We start from the raw sequence: 18943 nt of genomic DNA, 5'->3' as shown, positions 1-18943 counted from the left end.
TTGTTCCGTGTCAGTGGAGGCGCATTATAGGGAGTTATTCCGGCCTGACAAGGGGAAATTTAAAATTATTTTCCGACTGCGTGTTTTTTATTCTTTACGTTTATTTTGCCAACGATTTGTTGGTTAATTGGGCGATGTCGCGGGCAAAATTCGCCACTTGTTCCCAGTCGGTATAGACCACTTCTTTACTCGTATCCGTTTCACCGCCAGACATCTTCATAATGAGTTTAATCATCAGACGGTCATACCAGCGGTAACGAGGGTAACGAAGCGCGCCAGCAATAACGGCGCAAAGATCGGGTCGCCACTGCGAACTCATCAGAAACTTGCGCGCGTAGCTGTTGGTCTGCGGTGTGCGCTTTTCAGGTTTACGCGCGACCAGGTTAACGGAATAAAACGCACTCGGCATCGCGTTCAGGCGCGTAGCGTGCTTCTTCACAAACTCCTGGAAAGCGGCATGGTAATGACCATAACGAATAGAGGCGCCAATCACCACGCGATCGTAACTTTGCCAGTCCAGCTCTTCAGTACGATGGAGATTAATCACATCCGCCCAGATCCCCAACTCCTTTAATTCCGAGGCCAGATAAGAAGCTATCTCGCGCGTTTGTCCGTCCCGGGTAGAAAAAAGAATCAATGTTTTCACGTGTTACTCCATTATTCACGCCAGAAGGTAGGGGTAAAAAGTACCAGCAAAGTAAAGACTTCAAGACGACCAAATAACATATTGGCGATCAGAATCCATTTCGCAACAGGGTTCATGCTGGCAAAGTTGTCCGCAACCACACCTAACCCTGGCCCCAGGTTGTTAAGGGTCGCCACAACGGAGGCAAACGCGGAAAAGTCATCCACGCCAGTCGCGATAATGGCTAGCATACTGACAATAAAGACTAAGGCATAAGCAGAAAAGAATCCCCATACCGCTTCGAGGATACGTTCCGGCAGCGCACGGTGCCCCAGTTTTATACTGTAAACCGCATTCGGATGGACCAGACGCTTCAGTTCACGGTTCCCCTGTTTGAACAGCAGCAAGATGCGGATCACCTTCAGCCCGCCGCCCGTTGACCCCGCACAGCCGCCGATAAACGCAGAGCATAACAGCAGCACCGGCAGAAAGAGCGGCCAGCGGGCGATGCTGTCGGTGGTAAACCCGGCGGTTGTCGCCATTGATACGACCTGAAAGAACGCCTGGTTGAGCGTGGTCAGCGCCGAGTTATAGATATCGTGGAACCACAGCACCAGCGTACAGATCACCACCAGCGTCAACTGAACGCCAATGAACATGCGAAATTCAGGGTCACGCCAGTAAACTTTCAGGCTGCGCCCGCTTAATAAAGAGAAGTGCAGACCGTAGTTACAGCCAGAGATCAGCAAGAAGATAGCCATGATGCTGTTAATGGTCGGGCTATCGAAATAACCGACGCTGGCATCGTGCGTAGAGAAACCGCCAATGGCGATAGTAGAAAAACTGTGCCCAATGGCGTCAAACGCGGGCATTCCGGCGAACCATAGCGCCAGCGCGCAGGCCACCGTCAGTAACACATAAATCAGCCATAGCGTCTTTGCCGTTTCCGCAATACGCGGGCGCATTTTATTGTCTTTCAGCGGCCCCGGCATTTCTGCGCGGTAGAGCTGCATCCCCCCGACGCCGAGGATAGGGAGAATCGCCACCGCCAGCACAATGATCCCCATCCCGCCAAACCATTGCAGCATCTGGCGGTAAAAGAGAATCGCGTGCGGTAAAGAGTCCAGCCCCACCAGCGTCGTCGCGCCCGTTGTCGTTAAGCCGGAGAATGATTCAAAAAAAGCATCGGTAATGGTGAGGTTCGGGCTTTCAGAGAAGATAAACGGCAACGCCCCCACGCTTCCCAGTACGGTCCAGAACAGCACCACAATGAGAAACCCTTCGCGGGATTTAAGCTCGCCTTTCTCCCGGCGGTTGGGCCACCACAGCAGAGAGCCGATCACCAGTGCGACAAAGAATGTCTGCGTGAATGCCCGCCCCGCCCCATCACGGTAGATCAACGCAACCAGTCCAGGGAGGATCATTGTTCCCGAAAATAAAATGACCAGCAGTCCAACGATTCGGGTAATGGCGCGAAAATGCATCTCTGCCGCTTCCTTTGTTCTTCAAAATGAGGTGGGATTATTCTTCAATCGCTAACAATTGCAATGAACCACGGCTAAAATCCGCCAGCCTTGCTGAAAATTCATCCACATTCGCATAAGGAAGCGCCACCCTGAGCCGAACGAATGCCTGATAATCGCTGGTAACGATTTGACCGGCAAACTGCCCTAATAATGCTTCTATTCCGGCCAGTTGGCCGTACTCACACTGCAAAGTATATTCGGTTAACGGCGTCTTGCGCTGCGTCGTTAACTGACGCAACGCCTGATTCACGCCGCCGCCGTAGGCTTTTACCAGCCCACCGGTGCCGAGCAGAATACCGCCATAGTAACGCACCACGACAGCGGTGATCTCGCCAACGCCGCTGCCCATTAGCTGGGCAAGCATCGGTTTGCCCGCCGTTCCCGCCGGTTCGCCATCATCAGAAAATCCCAGCTGTTGTGAATCATCCGGCGCGCCCGCCACCCATGCCACGCAATGATGACGCGCATCTGGATGCGCCGCTCTGACAGCACCAACAAAGGCTTTCGCCGCTTCAACGCCGTCCGTGTGGGCGAGCAGCGTAATGAAGCGGCTTTTTTTGATCTCTTCCTCGACAGTGACCGGCGCCGCAGGGATTAACCAGCTGTCCATCACGCCAGTTTCAAATCCCGCGTCATATTTTCAACACCGTTTTCGTGAATCACCACGTTGTCTTCAATACGAATGCCGCCGAACGGTTTCAGCGCTTCAATTTTCTGCCAGTTGAAGTGCTTGCTGAATTGCCCCTCGCGCCACGGCGCCAACAGCGATTCGATAAAGTAGATCCCCGGCTCAATGGTCAACACCATGCGCGGTTGCAGCACGCGGGTGCAGCGCAGATAAGGGTATTTCGACGGCGCGGCCAGATGCGTCCCGGTATCGTCCTGCATAAAGCCTGCAACATCATGAACCTGAAGACCCAGTTGATGACCAATACCGTGCGGCATAAACGGCCCGGTGAGATTGTTCTCGACCATCGCTTCTTCGCTGATATCGGTGACAATCTGATGCTTACGCAGCAATTTCGCGATGCGTTGATGGAACTGAATGTGATAATCCACGTAGCTGACGCCCGCTTTCATGGTCGCAATCAGCGCCAGCTGTTCGTCATTCACATCTTTGATTAACTGAGCGTAATCGGTGTCATTGTTTGCCGCCCAGGTACGCGTCAGGTCTGCGGCGTAACCGTTATATTCCGCCCCGGCATCCAGCAGGAAGCTGCGCATTTCAGACGGCGCGCGATGATCCAGTTTGGTGTAATGAAGAACCGAAGCGTGCTCGTTGAGCGCCACGATATTGCTATAAGGCACATCGGCGTCACGGTGGCCGGTCGCGGTCAGGTAAGCCAGGTTAATGTCGAACTCGCTCATACCGGAACGGAACGCTTCTTCTGCCGCGCGATGGCCGTTCACCGCCGTTTTCTGCGCTTCACGCATACAGGCCAGTTCGTAATCCGTTTTGTACGCACGGTAGTAATGCAGGTAATCGATCACCCCTTTCGGGTTGATGTTGCTGGCGGCGATATCCAGTTGCAGCGCACGCTCCGGCACCGGACCGATGTAACCGATATTACCGCGCGCGGCAGGGAGCTGGCTGCCAATACCGTCGGCTTTCGGCAGGGCAATCACCTCTACCTCTTCGGTCCAGAACGACGTGGGCAGCGGCTCAACGTTGTGCCAGTAATCCACCGGCAGGTAGAACCACAGTTTGGGTTTATTCACGCCATCGACCAGCAACCAGCAATTTGGAACCTGTGTGACCGGTACCCAGGCTTTAAACTGCGGGTTAACTTTAAACGGATAGGGATGGTCGTCGAGGAAGACGTTGATAAGCTCGCCGGAGTGAATAAGTAGCGCATCCAGCTTAAAACGCGCCAGTGCGTCACGCGTCCGTTCTTGTAAGGTAACGATATGATTTTTATAGAGTGCGGCCAGTGATTCCATTTTCTACCCTTCTGTTTTTTGACCTCGAGTCTCCGCATCTTAGCACATCGCTCCGGGAGAGCGTGATTTCTGCCGAGCGTGATCGCATCGGCATTTTTTTAATCTCTCATTTGCATTTTTTTAACACAAAATACACACTCGCTTCATCTGGTATGACCAGATCACCTTGCGGATTCAGGAGACTGACATGCTTTACAAAGGCGACACCCTGTACCTCGACTGGCTGGAAGATGGCATCGCCGAACTGGTGTTCGATGCCCCAGGATCGGTCAATAAACTCGACACTGCGACCGTCGCCAGCCTCGGCCAGGCGCTGGACGTGCTGGAAAAGCAAACAGATTTAAAAGGGCTGCTGCTGCGCTCTAACAAAGCAGCCTTTATTGTCGGTGCTGATATCACCGAATTCCTTTCGCTGTTCCTTGTTCCTGAAGAACAGTTAAGCCAGTGGCTGCACTTTGCCAACAGCGTCTTTAATCGCCTCGAAGATTTACCGGTGCCAACGCTTTCCGCCATCAACGGCTATGCGCTGGGCGGCGGCTGCGAGTGCGTACTGGCAACTGATTATCGTCTGGTGACGCCGGATCTGCGCATTGGCCTGCCGGAAACGAAGCTGGGCATCATGCCGGGCTTTGGCGGTTCTGTCCGTATGCCGCGTATGCTGGGCGCTGACAGCGCGCTGGAAATTATTGCTGCCGGGAAAGACATCGGCGCTGAGCAGGCGCTGAAAATCGGCCTGGTCGACGGTGTCGTGAAACCGGAAAAACTGCTTGATGGCGCAATAGCGGTATTACGTCAGGCGATTGACGGCTCACTGGACTGGAAAGCCAAACGCCAGCCGAAGCTGGAACCGTTGAAGCTCAGTAAAATTGAAGCGGCGATGAGCTTTACCATCGCCAAAGGCATGGTGGCGCAGACGGCCGGGAAGCATTACCCCGCCCCGATGACCGCCGTGAAAACGATCGAAGCCGCCGCACGCTTTGGCCGTGAAGAAGCCCTGAATCTGGAAAATAAAAGCTTTGTCCCGCTGGCGCATACCAATGAAGCCCGCGCGCTGGTCGGTATCTTCCTCAACGATCAGTTCGTGAAAGGTAAAGCGAAAAAGCTGACCAAAGACGTTGAAACACCGAAGCAGGCAGCCGTACTGGGCGCAGGTATTATGGGCGGCGGCATCGCTTACCAGTCAGCCTGGAAAGGCGTGCCGGTGATCATGAAAGATATCAACGACAAATCCCTGACGCTGGGCATGACCGAAGCGGCGAAACTGCTGAATAAGCAGCTGGAACGCGGCAGGATCGACGGCCTGAAACTGGCGGGCGTGATTTCAACAATTCACCCAACGCTGGACTACGCCGGTTTTGATCGCGTTGATGTAGTGGTCGAAGCGGTAGTGGAAAACCCGAAAGTGAAGAAAGTGGTACTGGCGGAGACCGAAGACAACGTCCGCCCGGATACCGTGCTGGCGTCGAATACGTCCACCATTCCAATTAGCGAACTGGCAAGCGCGCTGAAGCGCCCGGAAAACTTCTGCGGCATGCACTTCTTTAACCCGGTACACCGGATGCCGCTGGTTGAAATCATTCGCGGCGAGAAAAGCTCGAATGAAACCATCGCTAAAGTCGTCGCCTGGGCCAGCAAAATGGGCAAAACGCCGATTGTGGTCAACGACTGCCCCGGCTTCTTTGTTAACCGCGTACTGTTCCCGTATTTTGCCGGTTTCAGCCAGCTACTGCGCGACGGCGCCGATTTCCGCAAAGTCGACAAAGTGATGGAGAAACAGTTTGGCTGGCCGATGGGCCCGGCTTATCTGCTGGATGTGGTCGGGATTGATACCGCGCATCATGCGCAGGCAGTCATGGCGGCCGGTTTCCCACAGCGTATGCAGAAAGATTATCGTGATGCCATCGACGCGCTGTTTGACGCCAGCCGCTATGGTCAGAAAAACGGTCTCGGCTTCTGGCGCTATAAAGAAGACAGCAAAGGCAAGCCGAAGAAAGAAGAAGATGCGGCCGTGGACAGCCTGCTGGCAGAGGTCAGCCAGCCGAAGCGCGACTTCAGCGACGAAGAGATTATCGCCCGCATGATGATTCCGATGGTCAACGAAGTGGTGCGCTGTCTGGAAGAAGGCATCATCGCCAGTCCGGCAGAAGCGGATATGGCGCTGGTTTACGGTCTGGGCTTCCCTCCGTTCCACGGCGGCGCGTTCCGCTGGCTGGATACGCTCGGCAGCGCAAAATATCTCGATATGGCGCAGCAGTATCAGCACCTCGGCCCACTCTATGAAGTGCCGGAAGGTCTGCGTAACAAAGCGCGCCATAACGAACCGTACTATCCCCCGGTTGAGCCAGCCCGCCCGGTTGGCGACCTGAAAACGGCTTAAGGAGTCACAATGGAACAGGTTGTCATTGTCGATGCAATTCGCACCCCGATGGGCCGTTCAAAGGGCGGCGCATTTCGTAACGTGCGGGCAGAAGATCTCTCCGCACACTTAATGCGCAGTCTGCTGGCGCGTAATCCGGCGCTGGAAGCAGCCGCTATCGGCGACATTTACTGGGGCTGCGTGCAACAAACGCTGGAGCAGGGTTTTAACATCGCCCGCAACGCCGCGCTACTGGCTGAAATCCCCCACTCCGTTCCGGCGGTCACCGTTAACCGTCTGTGTGGTTCCTCCATGCAGGCGCTGCACGATGCCGCACGGATGATCATGACCGGTGACGCACAGGCGTGCCTGATTGGCGGCGTGGAGCATATGGGCCATGTGCCAATGAGTCATGGCGTCGATTTCCATCCCGGCCTGAGCCGCAACGTAGCCAAAGCCGCCGGGATGATGGGGCTGACGGCAGAAATGCTTTCCCGTATGCACGGCATCAGCCGTGAAATGCAGGATGCGTTTGCCGCACGCTCACACGCCCGCGCCTGGGCAGCCACGCAGTCCGGCGCGTTTAAAAACGAGATCATCCCGACCGGTGGTCATGACGCCGACGGCGTGCTGAAGCAGTTTAACTACGACGAAGTCATCCGCCCGGAGACCACCGTCGAAGCGCTGTCGACTCTGCGCCCCGCGTTTGATCCGGTCAGCGGCACCGTGACCGCAGGCACTTCTTCCGCCCTCTCCGATGGCGCAGCCGCCATGCTGGTAATGAGCGAAAGCCGTGCGCGTGAACTGGGTCTGCAACCACGCGCCCGCATTCGTTCAATGGCGGTTGTCGGTTGCGATCCCTCAATTATGGGTTACGGCCCGGTTCCGGCGTCAAAACTGGCGCTGAAAAAAGCAGGGCTTGCCGCCAGCGATATCGATTTGTTTGAAATGAACGAAGCGTTTGCCGCGCAGATCCTGCCGTGTATAAAAGATCTGGGACTGATGGAGCAGATTGACGAGAAGATCAACCTCAACGGCGGCGCGATCGCACTGGGCCACCCGCTGGGTTGTTCCGGGGCGCGCATCAGCACCACGCTGTTGAATCTGATGGAGCGCAAAGACGCCCAGTTTGGCCTGGCGACGATGTGTATCGGATTAGGTCAGGGTATCGCGACAGTATTTGAGCGAGTTCAATCATAGAGCGTTATTTATTGCAGGCCGGGCAAGCGAAGCGCCCCCGGCGACCATGCCGGATGACGACGCTCAGGCGTCTTATCCGGCCTACAACGCAAATGCCACTCTATAACAATTTAGTTGCCGTTCTTCCCGCCTGTCAGGGGCGGGTTTTTTTATTGCTTAGATAAAGGCAAACGCATCGCCAAACAGGCGATCTTCCCGCGCGTTACGCTCATTGCAGAACAGGTCACGAGCGATTTTCGCCATCTCAAAACGACCGGCAATGTAGATGTCATGCCCCGCCAGCGTACCGTGATCCTGCAATACCGCAGTTAATACCGTGCCCGTGCGGCCACGCCAGCCTTCTTCCGGTTGCTCTACCACCGGCTCAACGCGCAGATTCGGGTGCTGAACCGAAAGCGCCTCCAGCTCAGCGAGATCGTAAAGATGCTTCTCTTCACGTCCGCCCCAGTAGATCGTCACGTCGCGATTCGGATTACGCGCAAGCGCCGTCAGCAAAATTGAACGGACATAGGAGAAACCCGTTCCCCCCGCAATCAGAATCAGCGGGCGCTCTTCATCATCACGCAGCCAGGCTTCGCCATGCGGAATATCGACGACAATTTCTCTGTCTTTCAGAATGCGATCCATCACCGCCATCGCATACAGATTAAGCTCCGAAGCGCCAATGTGCAGCTCAATGAATCCGTGCTCATCCGGCGTGGAGGCCATAGAGAACGGACGCTTATCCCGCTCATCCATTACGACCATCAGATACTGACCAGCGCGAAAGGAAAACGCCGCGTCTGGCACTAAACGAACGCGATATACGGTATCGGTGATAGCTTCTACCGAGGTCACTTTACAGCTTAAGGTTGTCATGCGCTCCCTCTGTCGGGTCTATAGGGCAAAACGATCGCGCCTCAGGCGCCTTTACCGTCGTTAAAGATGGCCAGCTCATCCCAAATCGCGTCAATACGCGCAGTCACTTCAGGATCTTTCTTGATAGGACGCCCCCACTCACGTTGGGTTTCGCCCGGCCATTTGTTTGTGGCATCCAGTCCCATTTTTGAACCTAGCCCGGAGATCGGCGAGGCAAAATCCAGATAATCAATGGGGGTGTTTTCTACCAGCACCGTATCCCGCGCCGGGTCCATACGGGTGGTGATCGCCCAAATCACATCATTCCAGTCGCGTGCGTTGACGTCGTCATCGCAGACGATAACAAATTTGGTATACATAAACTGGCGTAAAAATGACCAAACGCCCATCATGACGCGTTTCGCATGACCCGCGTACTGCTTTTTCATCGTTACAACGGCCAGTCGATAAGAACACCCTTCCGGCGGAAGATAGAAATCAACAATTTCCGGGAACTGCTTTTGCAAAATCGGGACGAAGACTTCATTCAACGCCACACCGAGCACAGCAGGTTCATCAGGCGGTCGGCCGGTATAAGTCGAGTGATAAATGGCGTCTTCACGCTGCGTAATGTGCGTAACGGTGAAAACCGGGAAGTTATCCACTTCATTGTAATAACCGGTGTGGTCGCCATACGGCCCTTCCGCCGCCATTTCGCCCGGTTCAATATAACCTTCCAGGACGATTTCCGCACTTGCAGGTACTTCAAGATCGCTGGAGAGACATTTAACCACTTCCGTCTTTGTGCCACGCAGCAGCCCTGCAAACGCGTATTCCGACAGTGTATCCGGTACGGGAGTCACTGCGCCGAGAATGGTGGCCGGATCGGCGCCCAGTGCCACGGCAATCGGGAAACGCTCACCAGGATGCGCCGCGCACCACTCCTGGAAATCCAGCGCGCCGCCACGATGCGACAACCAACGCATGATCAACTTGTTTTTGCCGATCAGTTGCTGACGGTAGATCCCCAGATTTTGCCGCTCTTTGTGAGGGCCGCGCGTCACGGTCAGCCCCCAGGTAATAAGCGGCGCGGCATCTTCCGGCCAGCAGGTCATGATGGGAATACGCTGTAAATCAACGTCGTCGCCAGAGAACACTTTCTGCTGGCACGGCGCGCCGCGTAGTCGTTTGGTCGGCATGTTCAGCACTTGCTTAAACTGCGGCAGCTTATCAAACAGGTCGCGGAACCCTTTCGGCGGCTCCGGCTCTTTCAGAAACGCCAGCAGCTTGCCGACTTCGCGCAACGCGGTGACATCTTCCTGGCCCATGCCCATTGCGACGCGTCTGGGCGTGCCAAACAGGTTGCACAGCACCGGCATCGCATAGCCTTTGGGATTTTCAAACAACAGAGCAGGCCCGCCCGCACGCAGCGTACGGTCAGCAATTTCAGTCATTTCCAGATGAGGATCTACCGCAAGCGTAATGCGTTTGAGTTCACCCTGCTGTTCCAGCAGCGTCAGGAAGTCGCGTAAGTCGTGATATTTCATGGCGTCAGTTGTGGCCTCTTTGTAAGCGCCTCATTATACGGCGTTCATCATCGTGATGCTGTATTTTTGTTAAATTAGCGTGAACTCTGACGGTACAGGGGAACCCGGGGGTTATCTACCCAATGAATTTCAGGTTGCGGCGAGGTAGCCAACAAAGAAGCAGCCTGAAATACAACGGGTATAATTAACTTAGCGCATGGCTTTTGTTATGCTTGCGCCCCGGACAAGCGGATAAGAGTTATTATGCAATCCTGGTATTTACTGTACTGCAAGCGCGGGCAACTTCAGCGTGCCCAGGAACACCTCGAAAGACAGGCGGTAAATTGCCTGACGCCGATGATCACGCTGGAAAAAATGGTGCGCGGCAAACGTACCGCCGTTAGCGAACCGCTCTTTCCTAACTATCTGTTTGTTGAATTCGACCCGGAAGTGATTCATACCACCACGATCAACGCCACGCGTGGCGTCAGCCACTTCGTGCGGTTTGGCGCGCACCCTGCCACCGTTCCGTCCAACGTGATTCATCAGCTTTCTGTCTACAAACCGGAAGGCGTTGTTGATCCCGAAACGCCCTACCCGGGAGACAGCGTGATTATCACTGAAGGCGCATTTGAAGGTCTGAAGGCGATTTTTACCGAACCGGATGGCGAAGCGCGCTCCATGCTGCTGCTTAACCTGCTGAATAAAGAGGTGAAGCAGAGCGTGAAAAACACCGCGTTTCGTAAAGTTTAAGCGCGCTTTAGAAGGCAATCCCAAACAGCGTTTTGACATTGGCATCCGTTGTGGCCGCCAGCCATTGCGGGTCTTCCCCGCGCCAGTGGGCAACGCGCGCAAGAATGTGCGCCAGATGCGCCGGTTCGTTACGCCGCGAAGCCGGTTTAGGCGTGAGATCGCGCGGCAACAGGTAAGGGGCGTCGGTCTCAATCAACAGTTTTTCCGCAGGGATGAAGGGCAGCAACTCACGCAATTCAAGACCGCGACGTTCATCGCAGACCCAACCCGTGATACCGATATAAAGCCCTCTGTCTATGCACTCCTGCATCTCCTTACGCGTACCGGTAAAGCAATGCAACACCGCGCCCGGGAGTTTATCCAGCCACGGCTCAAGCAGCGCCAGAAAACGCGCATGCGCATCCCGACAGTGCATAAAAACGGGCATCTGCAACTCAGCGGCAATGCGCAACTGCGCCTGGAAGGCGCGTTCCTGTTCTTGCGGCGTGGAAAAATTACGATTGAAGTCCAGACCACATTCGCCAATCGCCACCACGTCCGGCTGGCTCGCCAGAGCGACGATCGCGTCTTCAGTTTCTGATTGCCACTGGCTGCTGTCATGCGGATGTACGCCAGCCGTCGACCAGCAGCAGGCATAACGCTGCGCCAGTTTTTGCGCCTGCTGGCTTTCGTGAAGATTGGTTCCGGTCAGAAGCATACCTGACACCCCGGCAGCCAGCGCGCGCGTCACCACGTCATCGCGATCTTTCGCAAATTGCGAACTGGTTAAATTAACGCCGATATCAAACATGCTTCCTCCCATATAACAACCGCCCTGACGGGCGGTTGCGTTTATTCTTCAGTTTTCCCGGCCTGCTCAGTCTCGGCCTCGTCATCTTCTTCTCGTGGACGTCGTTTACCGACATAGAAGCGAGAGAAGAACACGCCAACCTCAAACAGGCAGTACATCGGTATCGCCAGCAATGTTTGTGAGAAGACATCTGGCGGCGTCAGCAGCATCCCCACGACAAACGCGCCAACCACGACGTAAGGACGCTTCTTACGCAAGTCCTCAGGGGTAGTTACCCCCATCCAGCAGAGCAGGACAATCGCGACGGGCACCTCGAAAGAGACGCCGAATGCCATAAATAACGCCATCACAAAGCTGAGGTAACTGGCGATATCGGTAGAAACCTGTACGCCCTGCGGCGCGGTATTGGCAAGGAAACCAAACGCGAGCGGGAAGACCACAAAGTAGGCGAACGCCATGCCGATATAGAACAACAGCGAGCTGGACACCAGCAGCGGCACGACAAGACGACGTTCATGCTTATACAGCGCAGGGGCAATAAACGCCCATACCTGGTACAAAATCACGGGCGCAGACAGGATCAGCGACACCATGAAAGTCAGTTTGATAGGGGTGAAAAACGGCGAGGCCACGTCGGTGGCGATCATCGTCGCACCCTGCGGCATCTGTTCGATCAGCGGCGCGGCAACCATGTGATAAATGTCATTGGCGAAATAGACCAACGCCAGAAAAATCACAATAACCGCAATAATGCAGTTCAACAGACGCTTACGCAGTTCAATCAGATGCGTAATAAGAGGTTGGGTATCATCTACAGCCATGTTTACGATTTATCACTCGACGAGGGGGAGGATTCGACAACAGTCGCGGCGGATTTCTTTTCTGCGTCCATCTCGTTTACGGAAGCGGCTTCCGTCTGTTCAGGCTGCCCGGCATCAGCCGTTTCCGGTGTTTGCTCAGGAGAATTGGCCTGGGTTTCAGCGGCGGCAGGTGTAACCCCTTCATGCTGCGCTTCGTTATCCTTCACCACCGGATTATGGATGGTATGCGCTTCATCGCTCGCTTTTTCAGGATCGTTGGCGCTGTAGGAACGCTTCATCGACTCCGCGGCCTGACGAAGTTCATCCATCGAGGCTTTCAGTTCTGGAGTCAGGTTCTGGAGGCTCGCTTTTTCGACCTTCTTCAGACTGTCCTGAAACTCCTGGAGCTTCAGCTCCTGGGTCAGTTCATTCTGCACCGTGGTCGCAAGGGATCGCAACGCGCGTACCCAGCCCGCTACCGTTTTTACCGCTACCGGCAATCGTTGAGGCCCCAGAACGATGAGGCCGATCACGAATACCAACAGCAGTTCGCTAAAACCGATGTCAAACACGAATTATACCTGCTCTTTATCGTGACTTTTGGCGTCTTCTTTCTTCGCTTCGCCTTGCGCTTCACCTTGCTTATCAGCGATAGATTTAGCGGTAAAATCAGCGTCCTGACTGGTTTTATCCTGCTTCGCATCATCATCGCTCATCGCTTTTTTGAAGCCTTTAATGGACGCGCCAAGATCGGAACCGATGGAGCCGAGCTTTTTGGTGCCAAATAGCAGTACAACGATGACGGCAATGATCAACAACTGCCAAATACTGATACCACCCATACGAGTTCCTCTGTGATAGATGATGAATTATTAAGGTCGCATTATACACGACTTGCCTTGAGCGATGAAAAAATCAGCGAGTTTTACGCCAGCCAATCAGCCAGGCGACCAGGCCTCCAGCCATTAACCAGCAAGGCATCAGCCCCCATTCCGGGCGGCTGACAAGCAGGAATGTCCCACTTAACAACAACGTCGCGCCAATGCCCAGTAAATAGCGGGATTGTCCCTGACGCACATGATTCTCCTGAAGCTCGCGCGCAATCTTATCAACACTGTGCTGTAAATATTTGCCCTGGCGCAAACTGTCATACACCAGTTCAGGTATTTCTGGCATTTTTTCGACCCAGAACGGCGCTTTTTCCTTAAGTGCTCTGGTGAGCGCAGGAATGCCAACCTGATCTTTAATCCAGGATTCAAGAAACGGCTTCGCCGTTTTCCACAGATCCAACTGTGGATAGAGCTGGCGTCCAACCCCTTCAACATACAGCAATGTCTTTTGTAACAATACCAGCTGTGGCTGGACTTCCATGTTAAATCGACGCGCCGTATTGAAAAGGTTTAATAAAACGTGACCAAACGAGATTTCCGCCAGCGGTTTTTCGAAAATGGGCTCGCACACGGTGCGGATAGCGAACTCAAACTCTTCAACATTGGTATCCGGTGGCACCCACCCTGAATCCACATGCAGTTCCGCTACTTTGCGGTAGTCACGGTTAAAGAACGCGATGAAATTCTCCGCCAGATAGCGTTTATCCTCTTTGTTCAGCGACCCCACAATGCCGCAATCAATCCCAATGTATTTCGGATTTTCAGGATGCTCATAGCTGACGAAGATATTGCCAGGGTGCATATCCGCATGGAAAAAACTGTCGCGGAACACCTGAGTAAAGAAGACCTGTACGCCACGCTCAGCCAGCAGCTTCATGTTGGTGCCGTTCTTTTCCAGCGTCGCCACATCCGAAACGGGAATGCCGTAAATCCGCTCCATGACCATCATGTCCTGACTACAGTAGTCGGAATAGACTTCGGGAACATACAGCATGGGGCTGTTTTCAAAATTACGCCGTAGCTGGATGGCGTTTGCCGATTCACGCAGCAAATTCAGCTCATCGATCAGCGTTTTTTCATACTCGCGAACGACTTCGGTCGGGCGCAGGCGTCGTCCATCCGGCAGCAGGCGCGGCACCCAACGGGCAAGACGGTAGATCAGTTTTAAATCGGCTTTAATAACCGGCAGAATATCCGGGCGGATAACCTTAATCACCACCTCTTTACCGTTCGACTTCAGCCGCGCGGTATGTACCTGGGCAATCGACGCAGAGGCTAATGGCTGGATGTCAAAGTCATCAAACCACTCTTCAACAGGCAGGCCGCCCATTGCTTCTTCAATTTGTGCTTTCGCCAGCGCGCCATCAAAAGGGGCGACTTTATCCTGCAATAGCGCAAGCTGATCGGCAATCTGAGGCGGAAAAAGGTCACGACGGGTGGAAAGCATTTGACCAAATTTGATCCACACCGGCCCCAGCTCCTGCAAAGCCAGCCTTAATCGTTCACCCAGCGGTTTGTCTTTATGCCGGTTCGGCATCCAGAATAATGAGTAACGCCATAACCGAAGCGGCAGCGTGATACGCATTTTGGGGATCAGCTCATCAAGGCCGTAACTTAAAAAGGTGCGAATGATGAAATAAAGGCGCCGTACTTCACCTGGCGTCATTTGGCCTCCAGTTTTTCCAGCCGTTTAGTCAGCGCGTCTACTGCACGCTCAACGGCTGCCGTTTCTTCTGCAAACCATGCCACTTCCAGCGGCCCGGGCGCCATACGCCACTCTTCAGTTATCACCTCAGCGATATAACGCTGCTGACGCTGAATGTTATGACGTAAAAACTTAGCGCCGCCACGCAGGACTTTGCTGATCCCTTCCGCCGCGATATCGCCGGTATAAGGCGCTAAAAGCTCTGCGGGATCGAATTCCGCCAGATCGGCCAGCGCCACAAAATTCTGTACCACCTGAATATCGCCCTGAACCTCCAGCTCGCCGCTGCGAATAAGCGCGGTAAGCCGCTGGCGATCGCGCAATTCAGGCAACACGCTGGCATGCGTGATGACCGTGCAATCAGCCTCGCCTTCCCATGCCCCCAGCACATCGACCTGGCGTTCACTGAACACCAATACGAGCGGCGTCGAAAATCCTTTGAGCTCCACACGCAGCACCTTGTCCTGCAAACGCGCTCTGGCGGATTTCAGCGCCGGTGAACGGTACAGAAAGGTATTGAGCAGATTTTCGATTCCTGCGGTCACGAAGGGTGTAAAAGGCATCCCCGGTCTCCTGTCAGAACTTATAGCCACGATGCAGCGCAACAACGCCCGCCGTCAGGTTGTAGTAATCGACGCTTTCAAACCCGGCGTCCTGCATCATCGCTTTTAAGGTGTCCTGATCCGGATGCATACGGATAGATTCCGCCAGATAGCGGTAACTGTCCGCATCATTCGCCACGACTGAGCCAATACGCGGCAAAATGTGGAATGAATATGCGTCATACGCTTTGCTCAGCGGCTCGATAATTGGTTTAGAAAACTCAAGTACCAGCAAACGCCCGCCCGGTTTCAGTACACGGTACATGGAGCGCAGCGCTTTCTCTTTTTCCGTCACATTACGCAGACCAAACGAAATGGTGATGCAATCGAATGTGTTATCCGGGAAAGGTAGCGCTTCGGCGTTGGCCTGCACGTACTTAACATTGCCAATCACGCCAATGTTACGCAGCTTCTCGCGGCCCATTTTGAGCATCGAGTCATTGATATCCGCCAGGATAACGTTGCCGGTTTCGCCAACCAGACGCGAGAATTTGGCTGTCAGGTCGCCTGTACCGCCCGCCAGGTCAAGAACGGTCTGACCACGACGTACGCCGCTACAGTCGATGGTGAAGCGCTTCCACAAGCGGTGAATGCCAAATGACATCAAGTCATTCATGACATCGTACTTTGACGCCACAGAATGAAAAACGTGGGCCACCATGTCAGCTTTCTGCTCTTTAGCGACGGTCTGAAAGCCAAAGTGCGTCGTTTCTTGTGAATCTTCCACCATCTCAGTGCCTGCTCATCAATAAAATGTTCGAGAAGTGTAACAGATTGGGCCAATTTGCCCTACCCTTCAACCGGGCTCCGCTACCCCGAAGGAACTAGTGCGATTGCTGATTTACCCGCTCATCATCAGCACAAGGCGTATCCTGTTGATCTTCAGGAACCGCGCGTAAACGATACTCTTCATCCTGCGAGGTCGCACGTTCAACCAGATCTGGATTTATCTCGCGTTTGATTTCTACCCCCAGTTCACGAAAAGCCTCCGCCTGCGCCAGCACATTTCCACGCCCTGAGGAGAGTTTTTTCATGGCTTGCCGGTAGTTGTCCTGCGCTTTGTCCAGACTCTGGCCGATGGACGACATGTCATCGATAAATAAGCGCATCTTGTCGTAGAGTTTGCTGGCTCTGTCTGCGATGTGCTGCGCGTTACGGCTTTGATGCTCATAGCGCCATAAGTTGGCAATCGTACGCAACGCCACCAGCAACGTCGTCGGGCTGACCAGCATAATATTATTTTTAAGCGCTTCGGTAATCAGTTCGGGCTGTCTGTCCAGCGCCAGTAAAAACGCAGGCTCGACAGGAATGAACATCAGCACATAGTCGAGCGTGCGTAACCCCGGCAACTGCTGGTAATCCTTGCGCCCCAGCAAGCGAATATGGTTACGTACTGACGCGATGTGCTCCTGCAACGCGCTTTCGCGCGTGTACTCATCTTCAGCGTTAAAATAGCGCTCATAGGCAACCAGCGTCATTTTGGCGTCGATGACGACATCCTTCCCTTGCGGCAGACGCACAATGACATCCGGCTGCATACGCGAGCGGGCGTCATTTTCAATACTCACCTGGGTTTCATACTCATAACCTTCACGCAGACCCGAGGCTTCAAGTACGCGCGTCAGCACCACTTCTCCCCAGTTACCCTGGGTTTTATTATCGCCTTTCAATGCGCGCGTCAGGTTCACCGCTTCCTGCGTCATCTGCGCATTCAGCTGTTGTAGATTGCGGATCTCATGCGCCAGGGTGTGGCGTTCACGCGCCTCCTGACCAAAGCTGTCCTGCACCTGGCGACGGAAGCCATCCAGCTGTTCGCGCAGCGGCGTTAACAGGCTATTCAGACTCTGGCGGTTTTGCTCATCAACCCGGCGGTTGCTCTGCTCGAAGATGCGGTTGGCAAGGTTCTCAAACTGCTCGCTTAAGCGCTGTTCGCTGTTGATCATCTGGCGGATTTTATCTTCCGCATGCAGCTGAGTGGCCTCCAGCCGCGTGGTAACTTCACGCAGATCCGCTTCCAGCGAGGTGTTGATGTCCCGCAGATTGCGCAGTTCGTTATTGAGCAGTTCACACTCTTCGCGCCAGTGTTCGCTTAACGCAACCTGCTGTCTTGCAGCGCTGAGCGACGCCACAATCTCTTCACGTTCCGCTAGCTGTTCGGCCTTATGCTGCGCCTGTTGATAACTGGCGATCAGCCAGCCTACCCCCACACCTGCCAGCGCCAACACGGCATACAAAATGATTGTGATATCCACCACGCCCCCTGCATCAAGGAATTACCCGCACAAAATAGAATTGTGCTGTATAAACGTCCAGTTTGAAAGGGTTTTCCTGCGAGGCGCTACGCAAAAAGAAAAGGCCGAACGCGTCGGCCTTTCGTGGGGAAGGGAAGAATTACAGCAGACGACGCGCCGCTTCCACGACAATTTTCACCGCATGGCTTTCGGTCTGTTTCATCGTTTCCGCATTCGGGATCTCTTGCTGAGTGCGGTTAACGATAACGCCCGCCACCATACCGGCACGCAGACCCTGGCTTGCGCACATGGTCAGCAGCGTGGCGGATTCCATTTCGTAGTTCATGACGCCCATCGATTGCCACTCTTCCATAGAACCTTTGAAACGACGAACGACGCGGCCAGAGAAGGTGTCGTAACGTTCCTGACCCGGATAGAAGGTGTCAGAAGAGGCGGTAACGCCAACGTGAGTGGTCGCGCCCACGGATTTCGCCGCTTCAACCAGCGCAGTCGTACATTCAAAATCGGCGACGGCCGGGAACTCCATCGGCGCAAAGTGCAGGCTCGCTCCGTCCAGACGTACAGACGCGGTTGTGACCAGCACATCGCCCACGTTGATATGCGGCTGAATAGCGCCAGTGGTGCCGATACGCAGGAAAGTACGAATACCCAGTTGCGCCAGTTCCTCTACCGCAATAGAGGTGGACGGGCCGCCAATACCGGTAGAGCAGACGATGATAGCTTTACCATCCAGCTCAGCACGCCAGGTGGTGAATTCGCGATGAGATGCCAGCTTAACCGGCTTTTCCATCAGCGCGGCGATCTTTTCCACACGCTCCGGGTCGCCAGGGACGATAGCCAGCGTAGCCCCTTGTAAATCATTTTTGGTGAGGCCGAGATGAAAAACATCAGACTTGGACATAAAAACTCCTCTGTGAATCGGGTTTGTCAGAAGAAGCAAAAAGACACTTTACCGAAGAGCTAAAAATAGTTTCGTGACACTCATCACCATGAAGTAAATAAATTGCATTGAATTACCATGAAATAGTGATGTTAATCACATAAACATATCAATACCGCGCAGCATTGCACAAAAGATAGCCTGTTTCAGGCAATGTGATTTGTTGCATGCTGTCTATATTTAACATTGCGCTATTTCCT

At 54.1% G+C, this 18943-nt stretch carries 18 protein-coding genes; 3 read left to right on the top strand and 15 right to left on the bottom strand.

Annotated elements, in window-relative coordinates; all coding sequences use genetic code 11:
- Positions 1 to 100 precede the first annotated feature (100 nt).
- From hemG to pepQ, 4 genes are read right to left on the bottom strand one after another with little or no spacing between them, the layout of a single operon-like run.
- Entirely contained in the window at positions 101 to 646 is a 546-nt protein-coding gene (gene hemG, locus OGX93_RS03225; RefSeq protein ID WP_047459942.1) for a menaquinone-dependent protoporphyrinogen IX dehydrogenase, read from the bottom strand.
- Between the two features lie 11 nt (positions 647 to 657).
- Positions 658 to 2109 (bottom strand): Trk system potassium transporter TrkH, encoded by a 1452-nt coding sequence (trkH, locus tag OGX93_RS03220; protein WP_012131195.1) that lies wholly within the window; start codon positions 2107 to 2109, stop codon positions 658 to 660.
- Positions 2110 to 2146: 37 nt separating this feature from the next.
- Entirely contained in the window at positions 2147 to 2761 is a 615-nt protein-coding gene (locus OGX93_RS03215) for an IMPACT family protein (protein ID WP_286449444.1), read from the bottom strand.
- On the bottom strand, positions 2761 to 4092 hold the full coding sequence (gene pepQ / locus OGX93_RS03210) for a Xaa-Pro dipeptidase (RefSeq protein WP_286449443.1): 1332 nt from the start codon (positions 4090 to 4092) through the stop codon (positions 2761 to 2763). Before pepQ ends, OGX93_RS03215 begins: the two co-directional genes overlap by 1 nt.
- 187 nt (positions 4093 to 4279) lie before the next feature.
- On the opposite strand from pepQ, the gene fadB reads away from it, so the two are divergent.
- A complete protein-coding gene (gene fadB, locus OGX93_RS03205; RefSeq protein ID WP_286449442.1) occupies positions 4280 to 6469 on the top strand; it encodes a fatty acid oxidation complex subunit alpha FadB in 2190 nt (729 codons plus the stop codon).
- A 9-nt stretch (positions 6470 to 6478) separates the two neighbouring features.
- Positions 6479 to 7648: an acetyl-CoA C-acyltransferase FadA gene (fadA, locus tag OGX93_RS03200; protein WP_047459952.1), complete on the top strand. Its 1170-nt coding sequence runs from the start codon at positions 6479 to 6481 to the stop codon at positions 7646 to 7648.
- A gap of 156 nt (positions 7649 to 7804) precedes the next feature.
- Here the strand turns inward: fadA and fre are convergent, their stop codons facing one another.
- Positions 7805 to 8506, bottom strand: coding sequence for an NAD(P)H-flavin reductase (gene fre, locus OGX93_RS03195; RefSeq protein ID WP_012131188.1), 702 nt, complete (start codon positions 8504 to 8506; stop codon positions 7805 to 7807).
- Between the two features lie 41 nt (positions 8507 to 8547).
- The gene (ubiD, locus tag OGX93_RS03190; RefSeq protein WP_012131187.1) at positions 8548 to 10032 is read right to left on the bottom strand and encodes a 4-hydroxy-3-polyprenylbenzoate decarboxylase; all 1485 of its coding nucleotides are present in this window, start codon (positions 10030 to 10032) and stop codon (positions 8548 to 8550) included.
- 243 nt (positions 10033 to 10275) lie between these two features.
- On the opposite strand from ubiD, the gene rfaH reads away from it, so the two are divergent.
- Entirely contained in the window at positions 10276 to 10764 is a 489-nt protein-coding gene (gene rfaH / locus OGX93_RS03185; protein ID WP_012131186.1) for a transcription/translation regulatory transformer protein RfaH, read from the top strand.
- A 7-nt stretch (positions 10765 to 10771) separates the two neighbouring features.
- Here rfaH and tatD read toward each other — a convergent pair whose 3' ends face one another.
- The 9 genes from tatD to udp form a co-directional block, all read right to left on the bottom strand.
- The gene (tatD, locus tag OGX93_RS03180) at positions 10772 to 11554 is read right to left on the bottom strand and encodes a 3'-5' ssDNA/RNA exonuclease TatD (protein WP_058668356.1); all 783 of its coding nucleotides are present in this window, start codon (positions 11552 to 11554) and stop codon (positions 10772 to 10774) included.
- Between the two features lie 41 nt (positions 11555 to 11595).
- Entirely contained in the window at positions 11596 to 12375 is a 780-nt protein-coding gene (gene tatC, locus OGX93_RS03175) for a Sec-independent protein translocase subunit TatC (protein ID WP_012131184.1), read from the bottom strand.
- 2 nt (positions 12376 to 12377) lie between these two features.
- Positions 12378 to 12926: a Sec-independent protein translocase protein TatB gene (tatB, locus tag OGX93_RS03170; protein WP_012131183.1), complete on the bottom strand. Its 549-nt coding sequence runs from the start codon at positions 12924 to 12926 to the stop codon at positions 12378 to 12380.
- Positions 12927 to 12929: 3 nt separating this feature from the next.
- The gene (gene tatA, locus OGX93_RS03165; protein WP_012131182.1) at positions 12930 to 13196 is read right to left on the bottom strand and encodes a Sec-independent protein translocase subunit TatA; all 267 of its coding nucleotides are present in this window, start codon (positions 13194 to 13196) and stop codon (positions 12930 to 12932) included.
- A gap of 73 nt (positions 13197 to 13269) precedes the next feature.
- Positions 13270 to 14910: a ubiquinone biosynthesis regulatory protein kinase UbiB gene (ubiB, locus tag OGX93_RS03160; RefSeq protein WP_012131181.1), complete on the bottom strand. Its 1641-nt coding sequence runs from the start codon at positions 14908 to 14910 to the stop codon at positions 13270 to 13272.
- Positions 14907 to 15512: a ubiquinone biosynthesis protein UbiJ gene (gene ubiJ / locus OGX93_RS03155; RefSeq protein ID WP_071258140.1), complete on the bottom strand. Its 606-nt coding sequence runs from the start codon at positions 15510 to 15512 to the stop codon at positions 14907 to 14909. The genes ubiB and ubiJ overlap by 4 nt, the downstream gene beginning before the upstream one ends.
- A 13-nt stretch (positions 15513 to 15525) precedes the next feature.
- Positions 15526 to 16281, bottom strand: a complete 756-nt coding sequence (gene ubiE / locus OGX93_RS03150) for a bifunctional demethylmenaquinone methyltransferase/2-methoxy-6-polyprenyl-1,4-benzoquinol methylase UbiE (RefSeq protein ID WP_012131179.1) — start codon at positions 16279 to 16281, stop codon at positions 15526 to 15528.
- A 94-nt stretch (positions 16282 to 16375) separates the two neighbouring features.
- The gene (gene rmuC, locus OGX93_RS03145) at positions 16376 to 17803 is read right to left on the bottom strand and encodes a DNA recombination protein RmuC (protein WP_024130102.1); all 1428 of its coding nucleotides are present in this window, start codon (positions 17801 to 17803) and stop codon (positions 16376 to 16378) included.
- Positions 17804 to 17942: 139 nt separating this feature from the next.
- Entirely contained in the window at positions 17943 to 18704 is a 762-nt protein-coding gene (gene udp / locus OGX93_RS03140) for a uridine phosphorylase (protein WP_012131176.1), read from the bottom strand.
- Positions 18705 to 18943 lie beyond the last annotated feature (239 nt).

It is taken from the genome of Citrobacter sp. CK195, from assembly GCF_030333365.1.
Taxonomy (GTDB): domain Bacteria; phylum Pseudomonadota; class Gammaproteobacteria; order Enterobacterales; family Enterobacteriaceae; genus Citrobacter_B; species Citrobacter_B koseri.
Note: the sequence above shows the minus strand (reverse complement) of the source record. Positions and strands in the feature narration are given on the sequence as shown.

Bases quoted from the DNA above. Each gene is read 5' to 3' on its own strand.
- trkH (WP_012131195.1), bottom strand. From the start codon at position 2,109: ATGCATTTTCGCGCCATTACCCGAATCGTTGGACTGCTGGTCATTTTA.
- OGX93_RS03215 (WP_286449444.1), bottom strand. From the start codon at position 2,761: ATGGACAGCTGGTTAATCCCTGCGGCGCCGGTCACTGTCGAGGAAGAG.
- pepQ (WP_286449443.1), bottom strand. From the start codon at position 4,092: ATGGAATCACTGGCCGCACTCTATAAAAATCATATCGTTACCTTACAA.
- fadB (WP_286449442.1), top strand. From the start codon at position 4,280: ATGCTTTACAAAGGCGACACCCTGTACCTCGACTGGCTGGAAGATGGC.
- fadA (WP_047459952.1), top strand. From the start codon at position 6,479: ATGGAACAGGTTGTCATTGTCGATGCAATTCGCACCCCGATGGGCCGT.
- fre (WP_012131188.1), bottom strand. From the start codon at position 8,506: ATGACAACCTTAAGCTGTAAAGTGACCTCGGTAGAAGCTATCACCGAT.
- ubiD (WP_012131187.1), bottom strand. From the start codon at position 10,032: ATGAAATATCACGACTTACGCGACTTCCTGACGCTGCTGGAACAGCAG.
- rfaH (WP_012131186.1), top strand. From the start codon at position 10,276: ATGCAATCCTGGTATTTACTGTACTGCAAGCGCGGGCAACTTCAGCGT.
- tatD (WP_058668356.1), bottom strand. From the start codon at position 11,554: ATGTTTGATATCGGCGTTAATTTAACCAGTTCGCAATTTGCGAAAGAT.
- tatC (WP_012131184.1), bottom strand. From the start codon at position 12,375: ATGGCTGTAGATGATACCCAACCTCTTATTACGCATCTGATTGAACTG.
- tatA (WP_012131182.1), bottom strand. From the start codon at position 13,196: ATGGGTGGTATCAGTATTTGGCAGTTGTTGATCATTGCCGTCATCGTT.
- ubiB (WP_012131181.1), bottom strand. From the start codon at position 14,910: ATGACGCCAGGTGAAGTACGGCGCCTTTATTTCATCATTCGCACCTTT.
- ubiJ (WP_071258140.1), bottom strand. From the start codon at position 15,512: ATGCCTTTTACACCCTTCGTGACCGCAGGAATCGAAAATCTGCTCAAT.
- ubiE (WP_012131179.1), bottom strand. From the start codon at position 16,281: ATGGTGGAAGATTCACAAGAAACGACGCACTTTGGCTTTCAGACCGTC.
- udp (WP_012131176.1), bottom strand. From the start codon at position 18,704: ATGTCCAAGTCTGATGTTTTTCATCTCGGCCTCACCAAAAATGATTTA.